We start from the raw sequence: 16653 nt of genomic DNA on the forward strand, positions 1-16653 counted from the left end.
GTGGGGTGAGGGGTTGGTGTCTCACCGAGCGAAGCGCCTGTGGCGGCCCCTCACCCAACCCTCTCCCCGGAGGGGAGAGGGCTTAGTGGCGCTATGCCGCCATCGTGAACGGCTCTAGCCCGGCGAGCCGGGTGCGCACTGCCGGAACTGCGACTTGCCGCGGGGCGACGCCGCGGACGTGATCCGCGATCGCCTTGATGTGCGCAGGTGTCGAACCGCAGCAGCCGCCGAGCACGTTGACCTGCCCCGCGAACGCCCATTCGCCGACCAGCCCGGCGGTCGTCTCCGGCGCTTCGTCATAGGCCCCCAATTCGTTGGGCAGCCCGGCGTTGGGATAGACCATGATGAGCGTATCGCAGAGTTCGCTCAGCACCTTGACGTGCGGGCGCAACTGCTCCGCACCGAACGAGCAGTTCAGCCCGATCGTCAGCGGCCGCGCATGGCGCACCGCGTGCCAGAATGCCTCGACGGTGTGCCCCGACAGGTTGCGCCCCGACAGATCGGTGAGGGTCATCGACAGCATGATCGGCAGGTCGCGGCCGAGCGCCTCGCCGGCCTCGATCGCGGCCATGATCCCGGCCTTGGCGTTCAGCGTGTCGAACACCGTCTCGATCAGGACGAAGTCCGCGCCGCCCTCCACCAAGGCGTCGATCTGCTCGCGGTACACATCCTTCAGGTAATCGAAGTCGATCTCGCGATAGCCGGGGTCGTTGACGTCCGGCGACAGCGACAGCGTCTTGTTGGTCGGTCCGATCGCGCCCGCGACAAAGCGCGGGCGGCCGTCCTTGGCCTGATATTCGTCGGCGATGCGGCGGGCGAGCTTGGCGCTCTCGACGTTGATCTCGCGCACCAAGCCCTCGGCGCCGTAGTCGGCCTGGCTGATGCGGTTCGCCGAAAAGGTGTTGGTCTCGGCGATGTCGGCCCCGGCCTCGAAATAGGCACGGTGGATCGATTCCGGCACCTCGGGCTTGGTGAGCGCGAGGATGTCGTTATTGCCCTTCTGGTCATGCCCGAGCGTCAGATGGCCGGCGTAATCGGCCTCCGACAGCTTCCAGTTCTGGATCTCGGTGCCAAATGCGCCGTCGGTGATGAGGATGCGCTTGGCCGCCTCGGCGTTGAAGGTGTCGCGTATGGTCATGCCGCCGCCTTTTGCTGTGCCGGGTGGCTGCGAACGCCCAGCAGGTGACAGATGGCGAAGCTCAGCTCCGCCTTGTTCATCGTGTAGAAGTGGAGTTGCTTCACCCCGCCGGCATAGAGCTTGCGGCACAATTCAGCGGCCACCGTGGCGGCGACCAATTGGCGCGCGGCGGGGTGATCGTCGAGCCCCTCGAACAGCCGCACCAGCCAGCCCGGCACGTCGGTGTTGCACATCGTCGCCATGCGGGCGACGCCGGCGAAGCTGCCGATCGGCATGATCCCGGGAACGATCTCCGCCCCGATGCCTGCGGCAGCGGCGGCGTCGCGGTAGCGGAAGAAGGTTTCGGGCTCGAAAAAGAATTGCGTGATCGCGCGATTGGCGCCCGCGTCGAGCTTGCGCTTGAGATTGTCGAGATCGGCGGCGAGGTCGGCCGAATTCGGGTGCATTTCCGGATAGGCGGCGACCGAAATCTCGAACGGGTGCAGCCGGCGCAGTCCCTCGACCAAAGCGGCGGCATTCTCATAGCCGCCGGGATGCGGGGCGTAATCGGCGGCCCCGGCGGGCGGATCGCCACGCAGGGCCACGATGTGGCGCACGCCCGCCGCCCAATATTCCTGCGCGACCGCATCGATTTCCTCGCGCGTCGCCTCGACGCAGGTGAGGTGCGCAGCGGCGGGCACCTTGGTCTCGCGCGCGATCCGCGCGACGGTGGCGTGGGTACGATCACGCGTCGAGCCGCCCGCGCCGTAGGTCACCGACAGGAAGCGCGGGTTCAGCGGGCAGAGCGTTTCGATCGACTGCCAAAGGTTTTCCTCGGCCTTGTCGGTCTTCGGCGGCGAGAATTCGAAGCTGACTTCCACGTCGCCGCCGACGTCGGCGTAGAGCGGCGCCTCCAGCGCGCGCCGTGCCTCTTCGAGCTGATTGACCGAGAACGTCATGCCGCCTTTACCTCCCGCACCTGTACGCCTTGCTTGCGTCCGAGCCACAATTTCACCGTCAGTTCGCCGCCTTCGAGCGTTTCGGCGCGTTCCAGCACCAGACCCGCCTTCTCGAACCAGCCCGCGATCTGCGCATCCGCAAAGCCGAGCCGCGTGTGCGCGTCGCGTGCGCGCAATTCTTCACGATCGTGGCTGGCGAAATCCGCGATCAGCAGCCGCCCGCGCGCATCGAGCACCCGCGCCGCCTCGGCGATCGCCGCACCCGGCTGCTGCGCGAAGTGGAGCACATGGTGCAGGATCGCGACATCGGCGCCGCCGTCCGTCACCGGCAGCGCGTAAAGGTCGGCCTGGCGCAGCTCGGCCTGTTCGCCGACCCGCGCGCGCGCCAACCGCAGCATTTCGCTGCTCTTGTCGATGCCGAGCACATGCGTCGCGGCGGGCGCGAACAGTTCGATCATCCGCCCGGTGCCGGTGCCGATGTCGATCAACCGCCCGAGCGGCGCGGGGCCGAGCAGCACGCGCATCGCAGCCTCGACCTGATCCTCCGCGATGTGCAGCGAGCGGATCGCGTCCCATTCGCCGGCATGCGCCTCGAACCACGCCGCCGCCGCCGCGGCACGATCGGCACGCACCGCCGAGAGGCGTGCAATATCGGCCTCCACATCCCCGGCGACGCCATAAGCGTCGAGTGCCGCCAGCACCGGCGTGACGCGCGAACGCTCGCCGAGTGCGACGAACACCCAGCTGCCTTCCTTGCGGCGCTCAGCCAGCCCGGCGTCGCACAGGATCTTGACGTGACGCGACACGCGTGGCTGGCTTTGCCCCAGCACCTGCGCGAGTTCGCCGACCGACAATTCCATCGTGCCGAGCAGCGCGACGATCCGCAGCCGGGACTCGTCGGCAAGCGCACGGAAGATATCGAGGGCCAGTTTCATGCGACCACATATAAAGATATCTTTATATGGGTCAACGCAGGAGGCGTGATGAACCTTTTGCCGGCATCTTTCGTTCGCTTTGCCGCCGCGGCTATTCTGCCGACGTAATGAAACAGGGAGAAACCCGATGAAGCGTCTTTTCACCACCGGCCTGATCGCCGCCACCGCGCTGGGCCTCGCCGCATGCAGCGAGCGTGCGCAGAACGAGACCGCGCAGGCGGGTAACGCGATCGCCGCCGACACTGCAGCAACGACCTCGAACGCCGTCAACGACGTCGATGCGGCGACCGACCGCGCGCTCAACAAGGCCGAGAACAGCCTCGATCGCACCGGCGACGCGCTGAAGAACACCGGTGACCGTGCCGCCGACGCGACCGGCAACGCGATGGTGCGTGCGGGCGAAGATCTCCGCGACAAGAAGTAATGCGATTGCCGCCGCGGTTGATGACAGCTGCGGCGGTTTCTCCGGCCGAAAGACCATGATGACCGACAAGCGGCGCCTCGGCGCATCCGAACTGCGGATCACGCCGCTGGTGTTGGGTGGCAATGTCTTCGGCTGGACGGCGGATCGTGACGCGTCCTTCGCCGTACTCGACGCGTTCGTCGCGGGTGGCGGGACGATGATCGACACCGCCGACGTCTATTCCGCCTGGGTCGATGGCCATCAGGGCGGCGAATCGGAAACGATGATCGGGGAGTGGCTCCGCAATCGCGGCCTGCGCGACCGAGTGTTGATCGCCACCAAGGTCGGGATGCTGCCTGGCGAAGGCGGCGAGAAGCTGGCGCCAGCGCGGATCGTTGCGGCGTGCGAGGCATCGCTGCGCCGGCTCGGCACCGACCGGATCGACCTCTATTTCGCGCACCAGGACGACGACGATCAGCCGCAGGAGGTTGTCGCGGAGGCATTCGCGACGCTGGTGCAGGCAGGCAAGGTCCGCGTGCTGGGGGCGTCCAACTTTCACGCCGCGCGGTTGAAGTCGGCGATCGAGACGGCGCGCGCCGCAGCGCTGCCGCATTATCAGGTGCTCCAGCCCGAATATAATCTGGTCAGCCGCAACAAGTTCGAAGGCGAGCTGCAGGATTATTGCGTGACCGAGAACGTCGGGGTGGTGCCCTATTACGGGCTGGCCTCGGGGTTCTTGACCGGCAAGTACCGGAGCAGGGACGACTTTTCGAAGAGCGTGCGTGGCGCGCGGATGGGCGACTTGCTCGATGGCAAGGGCGCTGCCATGCTCGGCGCGATGGATGACGTCGCGGCGGAGAGCGGTGCAACGCTGGCGCAGATCGCTTTGGCCTGGCTGATCGCGCAACCCGGCGTGACCGCCCCGATCGCGAGTGCCACCTCGGCGTTGCAGATCGAGGAGTTGCTCGGTGCGACCGCGATCAGATTGAGCGCTGAACAACTCGAGCGGCTGACCACCGCGGGTGCCTGACCGGCGACCGCAACGCTGGCTGGCGCGGCTGACGCTGCTGCTGGTCGCGTTCGCGGCGTGGCCGGCGCAGGCAGCGGTGACGATCACCTTCTGGAGCCGTGATTTCGGCAACAGCTTTCCGCACGCTTTCTTCATGTTGCGCGGTACGCCCGATGCAGGTGGGACGCCGGTCGACGCCGCCTATGGCTTCACCGCCCGGTCGCTGACCCCTGCCATCCTGTTCGGCAATGTCGCGGGTCGGGTCGAACGGCCCAAGCCCGGTTATATGGCGGGCGGTCACGTCCGCTTCTCGCGCACGCTGACCGACGCGCAATATGGGGCGATCGTCGCGCTGATCCGCGAATGGGACGAGCGGACCGGGGACGCGACCTACAATCTCAACAAGCGCAATTGCGTGACCTTCGTGCGCGAGGCGGCGCGGCGATCCGGGCTGACGATCGTCGACTTCCCCAAGCTGATGAAGAAGCCGAGCGGCTATCTACGCGCGGTGGTCGCCGCGCAGCCGCAGGCGGTGACGGTGATCGACCAGACGGGGAAAGACTATCTCGCGACGCTGCCGCCGATCGACGGCAGCGTGCCGGTCGACGCGCCGGTGAGCACGCCGGGGACGATGCCCGAGAAGCGGAAGTAACCGCCGCGAACTGGAAGGCTTACCTGGCGGGCACCAGCTCCAGCACGTCGAGCGTCGACTCGAACGCCGGATGGGGCATCGTCAGCCGCCAACGACGCGGGCCGATCCGTTCCATCCAGCCGGCCACGTCGCGACTAGCATCGGCACCATAGCCGAAGGCGCGCGCTTCATCCCCGAGCATCAACGTGCCCAGAAACGCGGCACGCGTCGGATCGGCGGCATAGAGGAGGCCGACCTGCCGCTGCGAGCCCGTCAGTTTGACGAGTTGTGCCGCACCGTCGGCAGCAACGGTTACCCGGCAATCGAACCATCCATAAGCGGTGAAGCCGGTGCCGACCTTGCCCTTGCGCCCCAGCTTGAACGTTCGGCAGCGATAGGCGCCGACCGGCGGCAGCGGATCGGAAAGCGCGGCATCGATCGTGAACAATGCGCCTTGCACGTTGAGATCGGCGGCGGCGACCGGACGCGCCTGTGCCAGCGCTTGCGTCCATGCCTCGTACCAGCGGCGCAAACGGTCGCGATCGGCGGGAGTGGCGAGCCGTCGCCAGTCGACCCCGGCAGCGGGCGGGGGCGGCGGGACCGCCGCGGCGCTGACCGGCGGCCGCGCACCGCATCCGGCGAGACAGAGGAGCAGCGCGCCGGCAAGGCGCCTCACGCCGCGGTCCAGCCGCCGTCGACCGACAGGTTCGCGCCGGTGATCGCCTTGGCTTCGTCGCGGCACAGGAACAGCGCGAGCGCGGCGACCTGTTCGGGGGTGACGAACTCCTTGGTCGGTTGCGCGGCGAGCAGCACGTCGTCGATCACCTGTTCACGGGTCAGCCCGCGCGCTTTCATCGTATCCGGGATCTGCTGTTCGACCAGCGGCGTCCAGACATAGCCCGGTGAGATGCAATTGACCGTGATCCCCTGCGGCGCGGTTTCCAGCGCGACGGTCTTGGTCAGCCCGACCAACCCGTGCTTGGCGGCGACATAGGCGGACTTGTTCGGGCTGGCGACCAGGCTGTGCGCCGAGGCGGTCGAGACGATCCGTCCCCAGCCGCGCGAGCGCATGTGCGGCACGGCGGCGCGCATCATGTGGAAGGCGCTCGACAGGTTGATTGCGAGGATCGCATCCCATTTCTCGACCGGGAAGTCGGCGATGCCGCAAACGTGCTGGATGCCGGCATTGTTGACGACGATGTCCGGCCCGCCCCACGTGTCATGCGCGCGCGCCACCATCGCGGCGATCGCCTCGGGATCAGTCATGTCCGCGTCGTCATACAGCGCCTCTCCGGGCCCTAGTGCAGCGACGCGCGCGCGCGTTTGCTCGATCGCGTCGGGATCGCCGAAGCCGTTGAGCATGACGTGCGCGCCCGCCTCGGCCAGCGCGCGCGCCACCGCCAGACCGATGCCCGAGGTCGATCCGGTGACGATCGCGCTCTTGCCGTTCAGGAACATTGCCGGGCCTTTCGCTGCCGAGTTTCGCTCTTCCATCGGCGAGCGGCGGCGTGGTTGCAACCCGCGGCGGGGTGCACGCATTCATACCGCGACGGTAACGACCAGCCTTGGCAGGGGAGGCATGCATGCGGCTCGACGATTATGACAATGATATCAACGTCGGCGAGGCTCGCGGCGGTGGCGGGCTAGGCGGCGGTGGTGGCGGCGGCGGGTTCCTGCTTGGAGTGCTGCCGATGATCGGCAGCCGCTTCGGATGCGGCGGCGTCGTGGTGGTGTTGCTGTTGCTGGCGGTGTTCGGCGGGCTCGGCAACCTCGGCGGGTTGCTCGGCGGGGGCAGTGGCACTGCGCCGCAGGTGAGCGCTCCATCGCGCGAGACGGTGCAGCAGGTGTGCGATGCCTCGACGGCGCGTCGCGATACATGCCGCGCGTTCAGCAATGCGCAGAATACGTGGGAAAAGATCTTCGCGAGCCAGAACGAGCAGTTCAGCCCGCCGAAGCTGCAATTCTTCAGCGGCAGTGGCCAGTCGGGCTGTGGCGCGGCGATGTCGGCGATGGGACCGTTCTATTGCCCGACCGATCGCGGCATCTACCTCGATACCAGCTTCTTCGACGAGCTGGCAAACAAGTACAAGGCAGGCGGCGACTTCGCGCAATATTATGTGATCGCGCATGAATTCGGCCACCACATCCAGAATTTGCTCGGCACCTCGACGCAGGTGCAGCAGGCGCAGCGCCGCGCGAGCGAGGCGGAGGGCAATGCGCTTTCGGTGCGGCTGGAGTTGCAGGCGGATTGCTATGCCGGGGTGTGGGCGTCGCTGAACCGCGACCGCCTCGATCCGGGTGACGTCGAGGAAGGGATGCGCGCGGCGCAGGCGATCGGCGACGATACGTTGCAGCGCCAGGCGCAGGGGCAGGTGGTGCCGGACAGCTTTACGCACGGCACGTCGGCGCAGCGGCAGGCGTGGTTGCGGCGCGGGATCCAGAGCAACGGCAACCCGGGCGTGTGCGACACCTTCTCGGGCGCGATCTGAGGGTTGGGGTGAGCGGAGCCCCGCTCACCCCGACGCCGTCATTGCTTCGCTACGCTCGCAATGACGGACATTCGTCGTCCCGGATCGAATCCGGGACGACAGGTAAATAGCGCCAGCCGTTTCGGCTCAGCGGCGGAATGGGTCTTCGAACGCCGGGCGCGCCGGGGCGTCGCTCTCGACGCCATTCTCGGCATCGCGGGCGGCCTGTTCGCGCTGCGCGCGCAGGGACGCAATCAGCGCCTCGCGGTCGCCATCGAGGCGGGTGTCGGTCGGCGCCTGCTCGATGCCGGCCGCCTTCGCCGCCTTGTTGACCGCCGCGTCCAGCTCGCGTTGCGTGGTCAGGCCCAACGTCACCGGATCCTTCGGTGTGATGTTGCCGATGTTCCAGTGGCTACGGTCGCGGATCGCCGCGATCGTCGTGCGGGTGGTGCCGATCAGGTTGCTGATCGCGCCGTCGGAGATCTCCGGGTGATTGCGGATGATCCAGGCGATGCCGTCCGGCTTGTCCTGCCGCTTGCTGACCGGCGTGTAGCGCGGACCCTTTGTGCGGCGCACCTGATCGGGACCCTTGGTCATCGTCATGCGATAACTCGGGTTCGCCTGCGCCTTGTCGATCTCTTCCTGCGTCAGCTCGTGCGCGCGGACGGGGTCGCGCCCGGTCAGCTTGGTCGCAGCGGTGTCGTCGGCGATCGCCTGCACCTCGAGGATGTGCAGCCCGCAGAAATCGGCGATCTGCTCGAAGGACAGCGCGGTATTGTCGACGAGCCACGAGGCGGTCGCGTGGGGCATGAGCGGCTGGGCCATGCGGACAGTCTCCATAAATGCAAAGGGCCGCCCCTTCCCGGAGCGGCCGCCTGTTGCCACGGGACTTAGTGCGTAGTGCGCGTTAGGGCAAGCGCGCGCTCACGCGGCGTGGGCGAGCGCAGTCCCGAAGGGTTGCAGCGCGTCGAGGAACTGCCGCGCGCTGGCCGGCCAGGTGAAGCTCGCCCCCGCCGCGGCGCAGGCGGTGCGGTCGAGCGTGAGGGCGCGTGCGATCGCAGTGGGCAGGTCGTCGTCCATCGCGCCGGTGTCGGGGGTGAGCACGTCGACCGGCCCGGCGACCGGAAACGCCGCGACCGGGGTGCCGCACGCCAGCGCCTCGATCATCACCAGCCCGAACGTATCGGTGCGGCTGGGAAAGACCAGCACATCTGCGGCGCGATAGGCGGCGGCCAGCGCGTCGCCGAACAGCGGGCCGAGAAAGATCGCGTCGGGATATTGACGCTCGAGCGTAGCGCGCGCCGGGCCATCGCCGACCACCACCTTCGTGCCGGGCACGTCGGCGGCGAGGAAGGCGGCGATGTTCTTCTCGACCGCGACGCGACCGACATGGAGCAGCACCGGGCCGGGCAGCGCGGCCATCGCGGCGTTGCGCTCGCCATCGGGGCGGAACAGCGGCGCGACGCCACGACCCCAGCGGCGAACGCGGGTCAGGCCATGCGAGTTCAGTGCGTGTTCGATCGTCGGGGTCGAGGCGAGCACCGCCGCGGCCGGGGCGTGGAACCAGCGAACGTAGCGCCAGACCCATTCCGGGTTCGCGCCGGTGCGTGCCGCGACATAATCCGGAAATTGCGTGTGATAGGCGGTGGTGAACGGCAGGTGGCGAGACAGGCACCAGCGCCGCGCGGCGACGCCGAGTGGCCCCTCGGTTGCGATATGCACCGCCTCGGCACCGAAGCGGGTGATCCGCCGCCCGATCGTCGCCGGCGGCATCAGCGCCAGCCTGATCTCGGGATAGGTCGGGCAGGGGATCGACGGAGCGTCGGCGGGGGAGATGACCAGCACCTCATGCCGATCGTTTCGCAACTCCGCGATCACGTTCTCGAGCGTACGGACCACGCCGTTGACTTGCGGCGCCCAAGCGTCGGTGACGATCGCGATCCGCATCGCGTCAGGCAGCGAGCGCTGTCGCGGGGACTGCATCGCGATGCGCGATCTCGTCGCCCCAGTTGAGGATCTCCATCCTGCCGTCGAAATGCTCGACCAAGGCGTTACAGCCCTCCACCCAGTCGCCGTCGTTGTAGTAAGCGATGCCGCCGATCTCACGGATCTCGGCGGTGTGGATGTGCCCGCAGACGACCCCGTCGACCCCGCGGTTGCCGGCCGCCTCCGCGACGATCTCTTCGAAGCGCGAGATGAAGGCGACCGCGTTCTTGACCTTGGCCTTGGCGTGCTTGCTGAGCGACCAATACGGCATCCCGAACTTGCGACGCACCGCGCTGACCGCGCGATTGAGCGTCATCAGCGCGGTATAGGCGGCGTCGCCGACATGCGCGAGCCAGCGGTGCGACAGGGTGATGGCGTCGAATTCGTCGCCGTGGAGGACCAGCAGGCGGCGACCATCGGCGGTTTCATGGACCGCCTTGCGCCGGATCTTGATCCCGCCGAAGTCGAGCCCTGCGAACTGGCGGAACATCTCGTCATGGTTGCCGGGGATGTAGATCATCCGCGTGCCGCGCCGCGCGCGCTTCATCAGCCGCCAGATCACGTCATTGTGGGCGGCGGGCCAGTAGAAGCGCTTCTTGAGCTGCCAGCCGTCGACGATATCGCCGACCAGATACATGGTCTCGCTGTCGACATGGTCGAGGAAGTCGATCAGCATGTCGGCATTGCAGCCGCGCGTGCCGAGATGCACGTCGCTGATCCACACCGTCCGATAGCGGCGACGTTCGCCGATCGGTTCCTCGGGTCGGTGCGGACGCGAATGCGTGAAATCGAATAGATCGGTGACGTCGGCGATGTGCCCGGAGACGGGCGCTAGCCTGTCGGCGATCGGCGGCATGGGCGGCTCTCCCTCGCCGCCGTTATGCCACCCTCATATGACGCGCCTGTCTCGCCGCGGTGACGGCGATATGGCCGATCGGTGACGTTTCGGCGTCAGCGGGCCAGGTGCGTCATCACGTCGATCGCCACGCCGATCACGCCCCAGCTCGCCAGAGCCAGACCGGCCAGAACGGCAAAGCGCCGACGCGTGGAAAAGTTGTAACCGGCAACCATGTTCAGGATCCTCACCCTCATTCTTATGACATCAAAGTGACACGCCGGAGGCCCGCCGAAAAGTACGTATCGCTGCCATTTTTCACGCAAAAAATCGATTACTGATAACGATTGCGTTCGCGGTGATCGAGCGGCTGTGTTGCCACGCGTGGGCACGCCGCTTAGTCAGTGTCGATGACCGACACTTTGACCGCGACCACGCCGACCGTTTCCGCCCCGACTTCCGGAGAAAAGCGCCTCATCGCGCGCATGGAGCGCGGCGCGCACTTCCTCGGCAGCGAGGTGGCGATCATGGCCGGCGCGATGTCGTGGGTATCGGAACGGCACCTCGTCTCGGCGATATCGAACGCGGGTGGGTTCGGGGTGATCGCGTGCGGCGCGATGACGCCCGCGCTGCTCGACGCCGAGATCGCCGCCACCAAGACGTTGACCGACAAGCCGTTCGGCGTGAACCTGATCACGATGCACCCCGATCTGACCGCGTTGGTCGAGGTTTGCGCCAACCACAAGGTCGGGCATGTCGTGCTGGCGGGCGGGCTGCCCCCGAAGGGCTCGCTGGAGGCGATCAAGGCGAGCGGGGCGAAGGCGATCTGCTTTGCGCCGACGCTGGCACTGGCCAAGAAGCTGGTGCGCTCGGGCGTCGACGCGCTGGTGATCGAGGGGATGGAGGCCGGCGGCCATATCGGTCCGGTGTCGACCAGCGTGCTGGCGCAGGAAATGCTGCCCGAGCTGGCCGAGGTGGTGCCGGTGTTCGTCGCGGGCGGGATCGGGCGCGGCGAGGCGATCGCGGGCTATCTCGACATGGGCGCGGCCGGGGTGCAGCTCGGCACGCGCTTCGTCTGCGCCAGCGAGAGCATCGCGCACCCGAACTTCAAGAAGGCGTTCATCCGTGCCTCGGCGCGCGACGCGGTGGCGAGCGTTCAACTCGATCCGCGGCTGCCGGTGATCCCGGTGCGCGCACTGAAAAACGCGGGAGGTGAGCTGTTTACGACGCGGCAGCGCGAGGTGGCGCAGGCGCTCGACGAAGGCAGCGTCGCCATGGCCGAGGCGCAGTTGCAGATCGAACATTATTGGGCGGGCGCGCTGCGTCGCGCGGTGATCGACGGGGATGTCGAGCATGGCAGCGTGATGGCGGGGCAGTCGGTCGGTATGGTCACCAAGGAAGAGCCGATCGCCGACATCATCGCGGCGTTGATGGCGGAGGCGGCGCAGGCGTTCGAGAAGCGGGCGGGATAGGTCGTCGCGCGTCGGAAACGTCTGACGTTGCGCTTTTATCGATGAGTCTGCGCGTCTGGATGCCCGCCTTCGCGGGGCTGACGGGGATTTCTTCGACTCGTCTCGGCCCGTCTGGCGCACGGGGTGGCAGCTCGACTCTATCGCCGGGCGTCACGCGATGAGATCGCGGTAAGGTCGCGTTCGAAAAGGGGTTTTACGATGCGCCTGCGCCTGTTTGCCGTAGGGACGGCATCGCTTCTTGCGGCCGCCTGCTCGCGCACACCGCCTCCCGCGCCGGCGCCGCCTCCGTCGCAACCTGTTGTAAAGATGGCGCTTGCGCCGATGCCGGCGCGCGCGCGGGCGGGGATGCGGATACCGGCGCGGCTTCCTGACGGGCGGTGGGCGACGCCCAATGTCGGGCTGTCGCCGGCGGGGCGCATCTGGCATTTGCGCGCCGCGCTGAACGTCGCGGTGCTGGCGTGTCACGGCGCGGATCAGGCGGTGATGGTCAACGAATACAACGCCTTGCTGACCACGCGAAAGGCCGAGCTGGCGAGCGCGCAGGCCGCGTTGCAGCAGGAATATCGCGCCACCCGCGGCACGCAATGGGAAGATGCGTTCGACGATCAGATGACGCGATTGTACAATTTCTTCGCGCAGGATTTCGCGCACGCCGGATTTTGCAGCGCCGCTCGTGACGCTCTGGCGTCCATCGGGAGCGTGCCTGCCGCGGAAATATCCCTGTTCGCGGCGCAGCGGTTGCCCGTTCTGGAGGCGCCGTTCACCGATTACTTCACCGCGTACGATCGCTGGCAATCAGGCGCGTTGGTACGCGTCGCTGCGGTCGGCTAATCGTTGCGCGCTTGCATCGAAACAGCGTGTGCCGGGTTTGAGCGTGCATGACCGACCTGTTGCCGCCACCGCCGTCGCTGTTGACCGACGCCAGCCTGTTCCTCGACTTCGACGGGACGCTGGTCGAGATCGCCGAGACGCCGGACGGGGTACGGGTGGCCGAGGATCTGGCGACCTTGCTGGAGCGGCTGGGCAAGGCGTTGCCCGGCGGCGTCGCGATCGTCAGCGGGCGTCCGGTTCATGAAATCAGCGCGCTGATCGCGCCCGCAGCCCCGCCGATCGCGGGCAGCCATGGGCTGGAAGTCGCCGCACCCAACGGCAGCGTCACCGCGCCCGACCGATCCGCCGCGCTCGATGCCGCGCTCGCCGAGGCGCAGGCGTTCGCGGCCGATCATCCCGGCACGCTGATCGAGGACAAGCCGTTCGGCGTCGGGCTGCATTTCCGCGGCGCGCCCGAGGCGGGCGACGCGATGACTGCGCTCGCCGAGCAACTCGCCACCGTCCATGATCTGCACCTTCAACACGGCAAGATGGTGGTCGAGCTGCGGATGGCGGGGCGCGACAAGGGCGCGGCGGTCGAGCTGTTGATGGGGGAACCGTTACGGCAGCGCACGGTTCCTGTGTTCGTGGGGGACGACGTGACCGACGAGGCCGGCTTCGCCGCGGCCGCCACTTTGGGCGGCGCGGGCGTACTGGTCGGCCCGGCGCGCGACACCGCCGCCACCTACCGGGTCGAGAGCGTCGCAGACGTGCTCGCCTGGCTCGACACCGCGTGCAGGGAGAAGACATGACGACGCTGGATCTGTGGCCGATCGGCAATTGCCAGGTAAGTGCGCTGGTCGATCGCGAGGGACGGTTCGTCTGGGGCTGCGTGCCGCGCGTCGACGGCGACCCGCTGTTCTCCTCGCTGCTGGGCGGCGAGCAGCCGGAAAGCGGCTATTGGGGGATCTGCCTCGAAGACAGCGTGTCGATCGAGCAGGAATATATCCGCAACACCCCGATCCTGGTCACCACGCATCGCGATTCGCATGGTGGCGCGATCGAGGTCATCGACTTCTGCCCGCGCTTTCAGCGGGAGGGCCGCACCTATCGCCCGGTCGCCTTCGCGCGGATCGTGCGGCCGATCGCCGGCAGCCCGCGCGTCCGCATCGCATTGCACCCGACATGCGGCTGGGGCGGGGGTGCCGCGAGCAGATCGGCGGATCGAACCATTTGCGGCTGTTGATGGACACGATCGCGTTGCGGCTGACCACCACCGCGCCGATCGCGATGGTGCAGGGCGAACACGCCTTCCGCGTCGAACGGCCGCTGCACTTCTTCCTCGGGCCGGACGAAAGCTTCCAGGGCGACCTCGCGAGCACCGTCGACCTGATGCTGTATCGCACCACGCAGGAATGGCAGGGCTGGGTGCGTGGTCTGGCGGTGCCGCTCGAGTGGCAGGAAGTGGTGATCCGTTGCGCGATCACGCTGAAGCTCTGCCAGCATGAGGAAACCGGCGCGATCGTCGCCGCACTGACCACCTCGGTCCCCGAACATGCCGGGTCGCAGCGCAATTGGGACTATCGCTACTGCTGGATCCGCGACGCTTACTACACGGTACAGGCGCTCAACCGACTGGGCGCGCTCGACGTGCTGGAGGGCTATCTCGGGTATCTGCGCAACATCGTCGACGGCGCGCGCGGCGGACATATCCAGCCGCTGTACGGGGTGCTGGGCGAGGCGCAGTTGCCCGAGCGGATCGAGGAATCGCTTCCGGGCTATCGGGGAATGGGGCCGGTGCGCGTCGGCAATCAGGCCGCCGAGCAGATCCAGCACGATGCTTACGGGCAGATCGTGCTGTGTTCGGTCCACGCCTTCTTCGACCACCGGCTGTTCCGGAAGAGCGGGATCGAGGATTTCGAGGCGCTGGAGCGGGTCGGCGAAAGGGCGTGGGCCTATTACGACCAGCCCGACGCCGGACTGTGGGAGCTGCGCACGCGGCAGAGCGTCCACACCTATTCGAGTGCGATGTGCTGGGCGGCGTGCGACCGTCTCGCCAACGCTGCCGAGCGGCTGAAGCTGCCCGAGCGGGAGGCGCTGTGGTCGGAGCGCGCGCAAGTGATCCGCGAGCGGATCGAGACCGCGGCGTGGCGCGAGGATACGCGGCGCATGTCGGCGACGTTCGCGGGCGACGATCTGGACGCGAGCGTGCTGCAACTGCTAGACCTGCGTTTCCTCGAGGCGGACGATCCGCGTTTCCTCGATACTCTGGTGGCGATCGAGAAGGGGCTGCGGCGCGGCTCGACGATGCTGCGTTACGACACCGAGGACGATTTCGGGCTGCCGGAGACGGCGTTCAACGTCTGCACCTTCTGGCTGATCGAGGCGTTGTTCCTCACCGGCCGCAGCGACGAGGCGCGCGCGCTGTTCGAGGAAATGCTGTCGCGCTGCACCGCCGCCGGGCTGCTGTCGGAGGACATCGACCCGCAAAGCGGTGAATTGTGGGGAAATTATCCGCAGACCTATTCGTTGGTCGGGATGATCAACTGCGCCGCCATGCTCAGTAAACCGTGGAGTAGTATCCGTTGAATCGCCTGATCGTCATCTCCAACCGCGTCACCGCGCCCAAGGGCTCGACCGCTGGCGCACAGGGGGGCTGGCGGTCGCGCTTGCCGCCGCGTTGCGCGATCGCGGCGGCATGTGGTTCGGCTGGTCGGGGGAACAGACCGATCAGTTCAATGGCCATATCAACTTCCAGCGCAACCACGGTGTCACCACCGCGACGGTCGATCTCGAAGAGCAGGACGTTCAGGAATATTACGACGGCTACGCCAACCGGACGCTTTGGCCGCTGTTCCATTATCGCATCGACCTGGCCGAATATGAGCGCGACTTCGCGGGCGGCTACAAACGCACCAACCAGCGGTTCGCCGACACGGTGCGCCCGCTGATCGAACCGGACGATGTGATCTGGATCCAGGATTATCACATGTTCCCGCTCGGCGCGGAATTGCGCGCGCGCAGTTGCACCAACCGGATCGGATTCTTCCTGCACATCCCGTGGCCACCGCGCCGGCTGCTCGGGACGCTTCCAAATGCGCGCGAGCTGGTCGAGTCGCTGTTCGACTATGACCTGATCGGTTTCCACACCGAGGAATGGCTCGAATCGTTCTGCGACTTCGCCCGGCACGATATGGGCGCGACCATCGAGAACAATATCGCGAGGCTCGGCGACCGGCAGGTCGAACTGATCGCCTGCCCGATCGGGATCGACGCGGTCGAGTTCGCGGAAATGTCGAAGAGCGTCCCCGCGCGGCTCGCAAATCGCCGGATGCGGGACAGCGCCGACGGACGCGACATGATCGTCGGGGTCGACCGGCTCGACTATTCCAAGGGGCTAGAGGAGCGTTTCCTCGGTTACGAACGCTTCCTCAACGAGCATCCCGAGGAACGCAAGGAAGTGTTCCTGCTCCAGATCGCGCCGCCAAGCCGCGTGTCGGTCGAAAGCTATCAGCGGATCCGCCAGTCGCTCGAAGGGCTGTCGGGGCGGATCAACGGTGCCTATGCCGATGTCGACTGGGTGCCGATCCGCTACGTCAACCAAGGGTATCCGCGCGACCATCTCGCCGGCATCTATCGTGCCGCCAAGATCGGGCTGGTCACGCCGCTGCGCGACGGGATGAACCTGGTCGCCAAGGAATATGTCGCGGCGCAGGACCCCGAAGACCCCGGCGTGCTGGTGCTGTCGCGGTTTGCCGGGTCCGCGGAGCAGATGGCCGATGCGTTGCTGGTCAATCCGTACAGCGCCGAAGAGGTGTCGGACGCCATCTATCAGGCGCTGCGGATGCCGCGTGAGGAGCGCGTGCAGCGCTGGGAAAAGTTGATGGCCGGGGTGCAGGAATTCGATGTGACGTGGTGGGCGAAGACCTTCCTGACTGCACTTGAGAAGAGCAAGATCCCCGCCGACGTCGCCGGTTGACGTAAAATAAATTGGTAGCATCGTTGATGTTCGGGTTGCTGCCGCGGCA

15 protein-coding genes and 2 pseudogenes are annotated in these 16653 nt (G+C 67.1%); 9 read left to right on the forward strand and 8 right to left on the reverse strand.

Annotation, left to right across the window (positions count from 1 at the left end):
• Nucleotides 1-91 precede the first annotated feature (91 nt).
• Genes QP166_RS02105 through QP166_RS02115 form a run of 3 tightly spaced genes read right to left on the reverse strand, consistent with a single transcriptional unit; the run spans nt 92 to nt 3011 of the window.
• On the reverse strand, nt 92-1138 hold the full coding sequence (locus QP166_RS02105) for a homocysteine S-methyltransferase family protein (protein ID WP_333914410.1): 1047 nt from the start codon (nt 1136-1138) through the stop codon (nt 92-94).
• On the reverse strand, nt 1135-2076 hold the full coding sequence (metF, locus tag QP166_RS02110; protein WP_333914411.1) for a methylenetetrahydrofolate reductase [NAD(P)H]: 942 nt from the start codon (nt 2074-2076) through the stop codon (nt 1135-1137). The genes QP166_RS02105 and metF overlap by 4 nt, the downstream gene beginning before the upstream one ends.
• Nucleotides 2073-3011: an ArsR/SmtB family transcription factor gene (locus QP166_RS02115; protein ID WP_333914412.1), complete on the reverse strand. Its 939-nt coding sequence runs from the start codon at nt 3009-3011 to the stop codon at nt 2073-2075. Before QP166_RS02115 ends, metF begins: the two co-directional genes overlap by 4 nt.
• Nucleotides 3012-3138: 127 nt before the next feature.
• On the opposite strand from QP166_RS02115, the gene QP166_RS02120 reads away from it, so the two are divergent.
• The 3 genes from QP166_RS02120 to QP166_RS02130 are packed head-to-tail and all read left to right on the forward strand — an operon-like array spanning nt 3139 to nt 5075.
• A complete protein-coding gene (locus QP166_RS02120) occupies nt 3139-3435 on the forward strand; it encodes a hypothetical protein (protein ID WP_333914413.1) in 297 nt (98 codons plus the stop codon).
• Between the two features lie 58 nt (nt 3436-3493).
• On the forward strand, nt 3494-4444 hold the full coding sequence (locus tag QP166_RS02125) for an aldo/keto reductase (RefSeq protein WP_333914414.1): 951 nt from the start codon (nt 3494-3496) through the stop codon (nt 4442-4444).
• Nucleotides 4437-5075: a hypothetical protein gene (locus QP166_RS02130; RefSeq protein WP_333914415.1), complete on the forward strand. Its 639-nt coding sequence runs from the start codon at nt 4437-4439 to the stop codon at nt 5073-5075. The genes QP166_RS02125 and QP166_RS02130 overlap by 8 nt, the downstream gene beginning before the upstream one ends.
• 19 nt (nt 5076-5094) lie before the next feature.
• Here the strand turns inward: QP166_RS02130 and QP166_RS02135 are convergent, their stop codons facing one another.
• Nucleotides 5095-5730 (reverse strand): DUF4893 domain-containing protein, encoded by a 636-nt coding sequence (locus tag QP166_RS02135; protein WP_333914416.1) that lies wholly within the window; start codon nt 5728-5730, stop codon nt 5095-5097.
• On the reverse strand, nt 5727-6512 hold the full coding sequence (locus tag QP166_RS02140; RefSeq protein WP_333917231.1) for a 3-hydroxybutyrate dehydrogenase: 786 nt from the start codon (nt 6510-6512) through the stop codon (nt 5727-5729). The genes QP166_RS02135 and QP166_RS02140 overlap by 4 nt, the downstream gene beginning before the upstream one ends.
• A 125-nt stretch (nt 6513-6637) precedes the next feature.
• On the opposite strand from QP166_RS02140, the gene ypfJ reads away from it, so the two are divergent.
• A complete protein-coding gene (gene ypfJ / locus QP166_RS02145; protein ID WP_333914417.1) occupies nt 6638-7543 on the forward strand; it encodes a KPN_02809 family neutral zinc metallopeptidase in 906 nt (301 codons plus the stop codon).
• A gap of 126 nt (nt 7544-7669) precedes the next feature.
• Here the strand turns inward: ypfJ and QP166_RS02150 are convergent, their stop codons facing one another.
• The 3 genes from QP166_RS02150 to QP166_RS02160 all read right to left on the reverse strand — a co-directional run bounded on the left by QP166_RS02150 (nt 7670) and on the right by QP166_RS02160 (nt 10364).
• Nucleotides 7670-8347 (reverse strand): DUF1013 domain-containing protein, encoded by a 678-nt coding sequence (locus QP166_RS02150; protein WP_333914418.1) that lies wholly within the window; start codon nt 8345-8347, stop codon nt 7670-7672.
• 99 nt (nt 8348-8446) lie between these two features.
• Nucleotides 8447-9469: a glycosyltransferase family 4 protein gene (locus QP166_RS02155; RefSeq protein ID WP_333917232.1), complete on the reverse strand. Its 1023-nt coding sequence runs from the start codon at nt 9467-9469 to the stop codon at nt 8447-8449.
• 4 nt (nt 9470-9473) lie between these two features.
• A complete protein-coding gene (locus tag QP166_RS02160; RefSeq protein WP_333914419.1) occupies nt 9474-10364 on the reverse strand; it encodes a UDP-2,3-diacylglucosamine diphosphatase in 891 nt (296 codons plus the stop codon).
• 464 nt (nt 10365-10828) lie between these two features.
• On the opposite strand from QP166_RS02160, the gene QP166_RS02165 reads away from it, so the two are divergent.
• From QP166_RS02165 to QP166_RS02185, 5 genes and pseudogenes are all read left to right on the forward strand, one after another.
• Nucleotides 10829-11815: an NAD(P)H-dependent flavin oxidoreductase gene (locus QP166_RS02165; RefSeq protein WP_333917233.1), complete on the forward strand. Its 987-nt coding sequence runs from the start codon at nt 10829-10831 to the stop codon at nt 11813-11815.
• A 321-nt stretch (nt 11816-12136) separates the two neighbouring features.
• A complete protein-coding gene (locus QP166_RS02170; protein ID WP_333914420.1) occupies nt 12137-12646 on the forward strand; it encodes a hypothetical protein in 510 nt (169 codons plus the stop codon).
• Between the two features lie 47 nt (nt 12647-12693).
• Entirely contained in the window at nt 12694-13437 is a 744-nt protein-coding gene (gene otsB / locus QP166_RS02175; protein WP_333914421.1) for a trehalose-phosphatase, read from the forward strand.
• A pseudogene (locus QP166_RS02180) lies at nt 13434-15214 on the forward strand (glycoside hydrolase family 15 protein). Before otsB ends, QP166_RS02180 begins: the two are co-directional and overlap by 4 nt.
• Nucleotides 15211-16604, forward strand: a pseudogene (locus QP166_RS02185) (alpha,alpha-trehalose-phosphate synthase (UDP-forming)). Before QP166_RS02180 ends, QP166_RS02185 begins: the two co-directional pseudogenes overlap by 4 nt.
• The last annotated feature ends 49 nt before the right edge of the window (nt 16605-16653 follow it).

The sequence above is a fragment of the Sphingomonas sp. LR60 genome (assembly GCF_036855935.1).
GTDB lineage: Bacteria > Pseudomonadota > Alphaproteobacteria > Sphingomonadales > Sphingomonadaceae > Sphingomonas.

Bases quoted from the DNA above. Each gene is read 5' to 3' on its own strand.
- QP166_RS02105 (WP_333914410.1), bottom strand. From the start codon at position 1,138: ATGACCATACGCGACACCTTCAACGCCGAGGCGGCCAAGCGCATCCTC.
- metF (WP_333914411.1), bottom strand. From the start codon at position 2,076: ATGACGTTCTCGGTCAATCAGCTCGAAGAGGCACGGCGCGCGCTGGAG.
- QP166_RS02115 (WP_333914412.1), bottom strand. From the start codon at position 3,011: ATGAAACTGGCCCTCGATATCTTCCGTGCGCTTGCCGACGAGTCCCGG.
- QP166_RS02120 (WP_333914413.1), top strand. From the start codon at position 3,139: ATGAAGCGTCTTTTCACCACCGGCCTGATCGCCGCCACCGCGCTGGGC.
- QP166_RS02125 (WP_333914414.1), top strand. From the start codon at position 3,494: ATGACCGACAAGCGGCGCCTCGGCGCATCCGAACTGCGGATCACGCCG.
- QP166_RS02140 (WP_333917231.1), bottom strand. From the start codon at position 6,512: ATGTTCCTGAACGGCAAGAGCGCGATCGTCACCGGATCGACCTCGGGC.
- ypfJ (WP_333914417.1), top strand. From the start codon at position 6,638: ATGCGGCTCGACGATTATGACAATGATATCAACGTCGGCGAGGCTCGC.
- QP166_RS02150 (WP_333914418.1), bottom strand. From the start codon at position 8,347: ATGGCCCAGCCGCTCATGCCCCACGCGACCGCCTCGTGGCTCGTCGAC.
- QP166_RS02155 (WP_333917232.1), bottom strand. From the start codon at position 9,469: ATGCGGATCGCGATCGTCACCGACGCTTGGGCGCCGCAAGTCAACGGC.
- QP166_RS02160 (WP_333914419.1), bottom strand. From the start codon at position 10,364: ATGCCGCCGATCGCCGACAGGCTAGCGCCCGTCTCCGGGCACATCGCC.
- QP166_RS02165 (WP_333917233.1), top strand. From the start codon at position 10,829: ATGGAGCGCGGCGCGCACTTCCTCGGCAGCGAGGTGGCGATCATGGCC.
- QP166_RS02170 (WP_333914420.1), top strand. From the start codon at position 12,137: ATGCCGGCGCGCGCGCGGGCGGGGATGCGGATACCGGCGCGGCTTCCT.
- otsB (WP_333914421.1), top strand. From the start codon at position 12,694: ATGACCGACCTGTTGCCGCCACCGCCGTCGCTGTTGACCGACGCCAGC.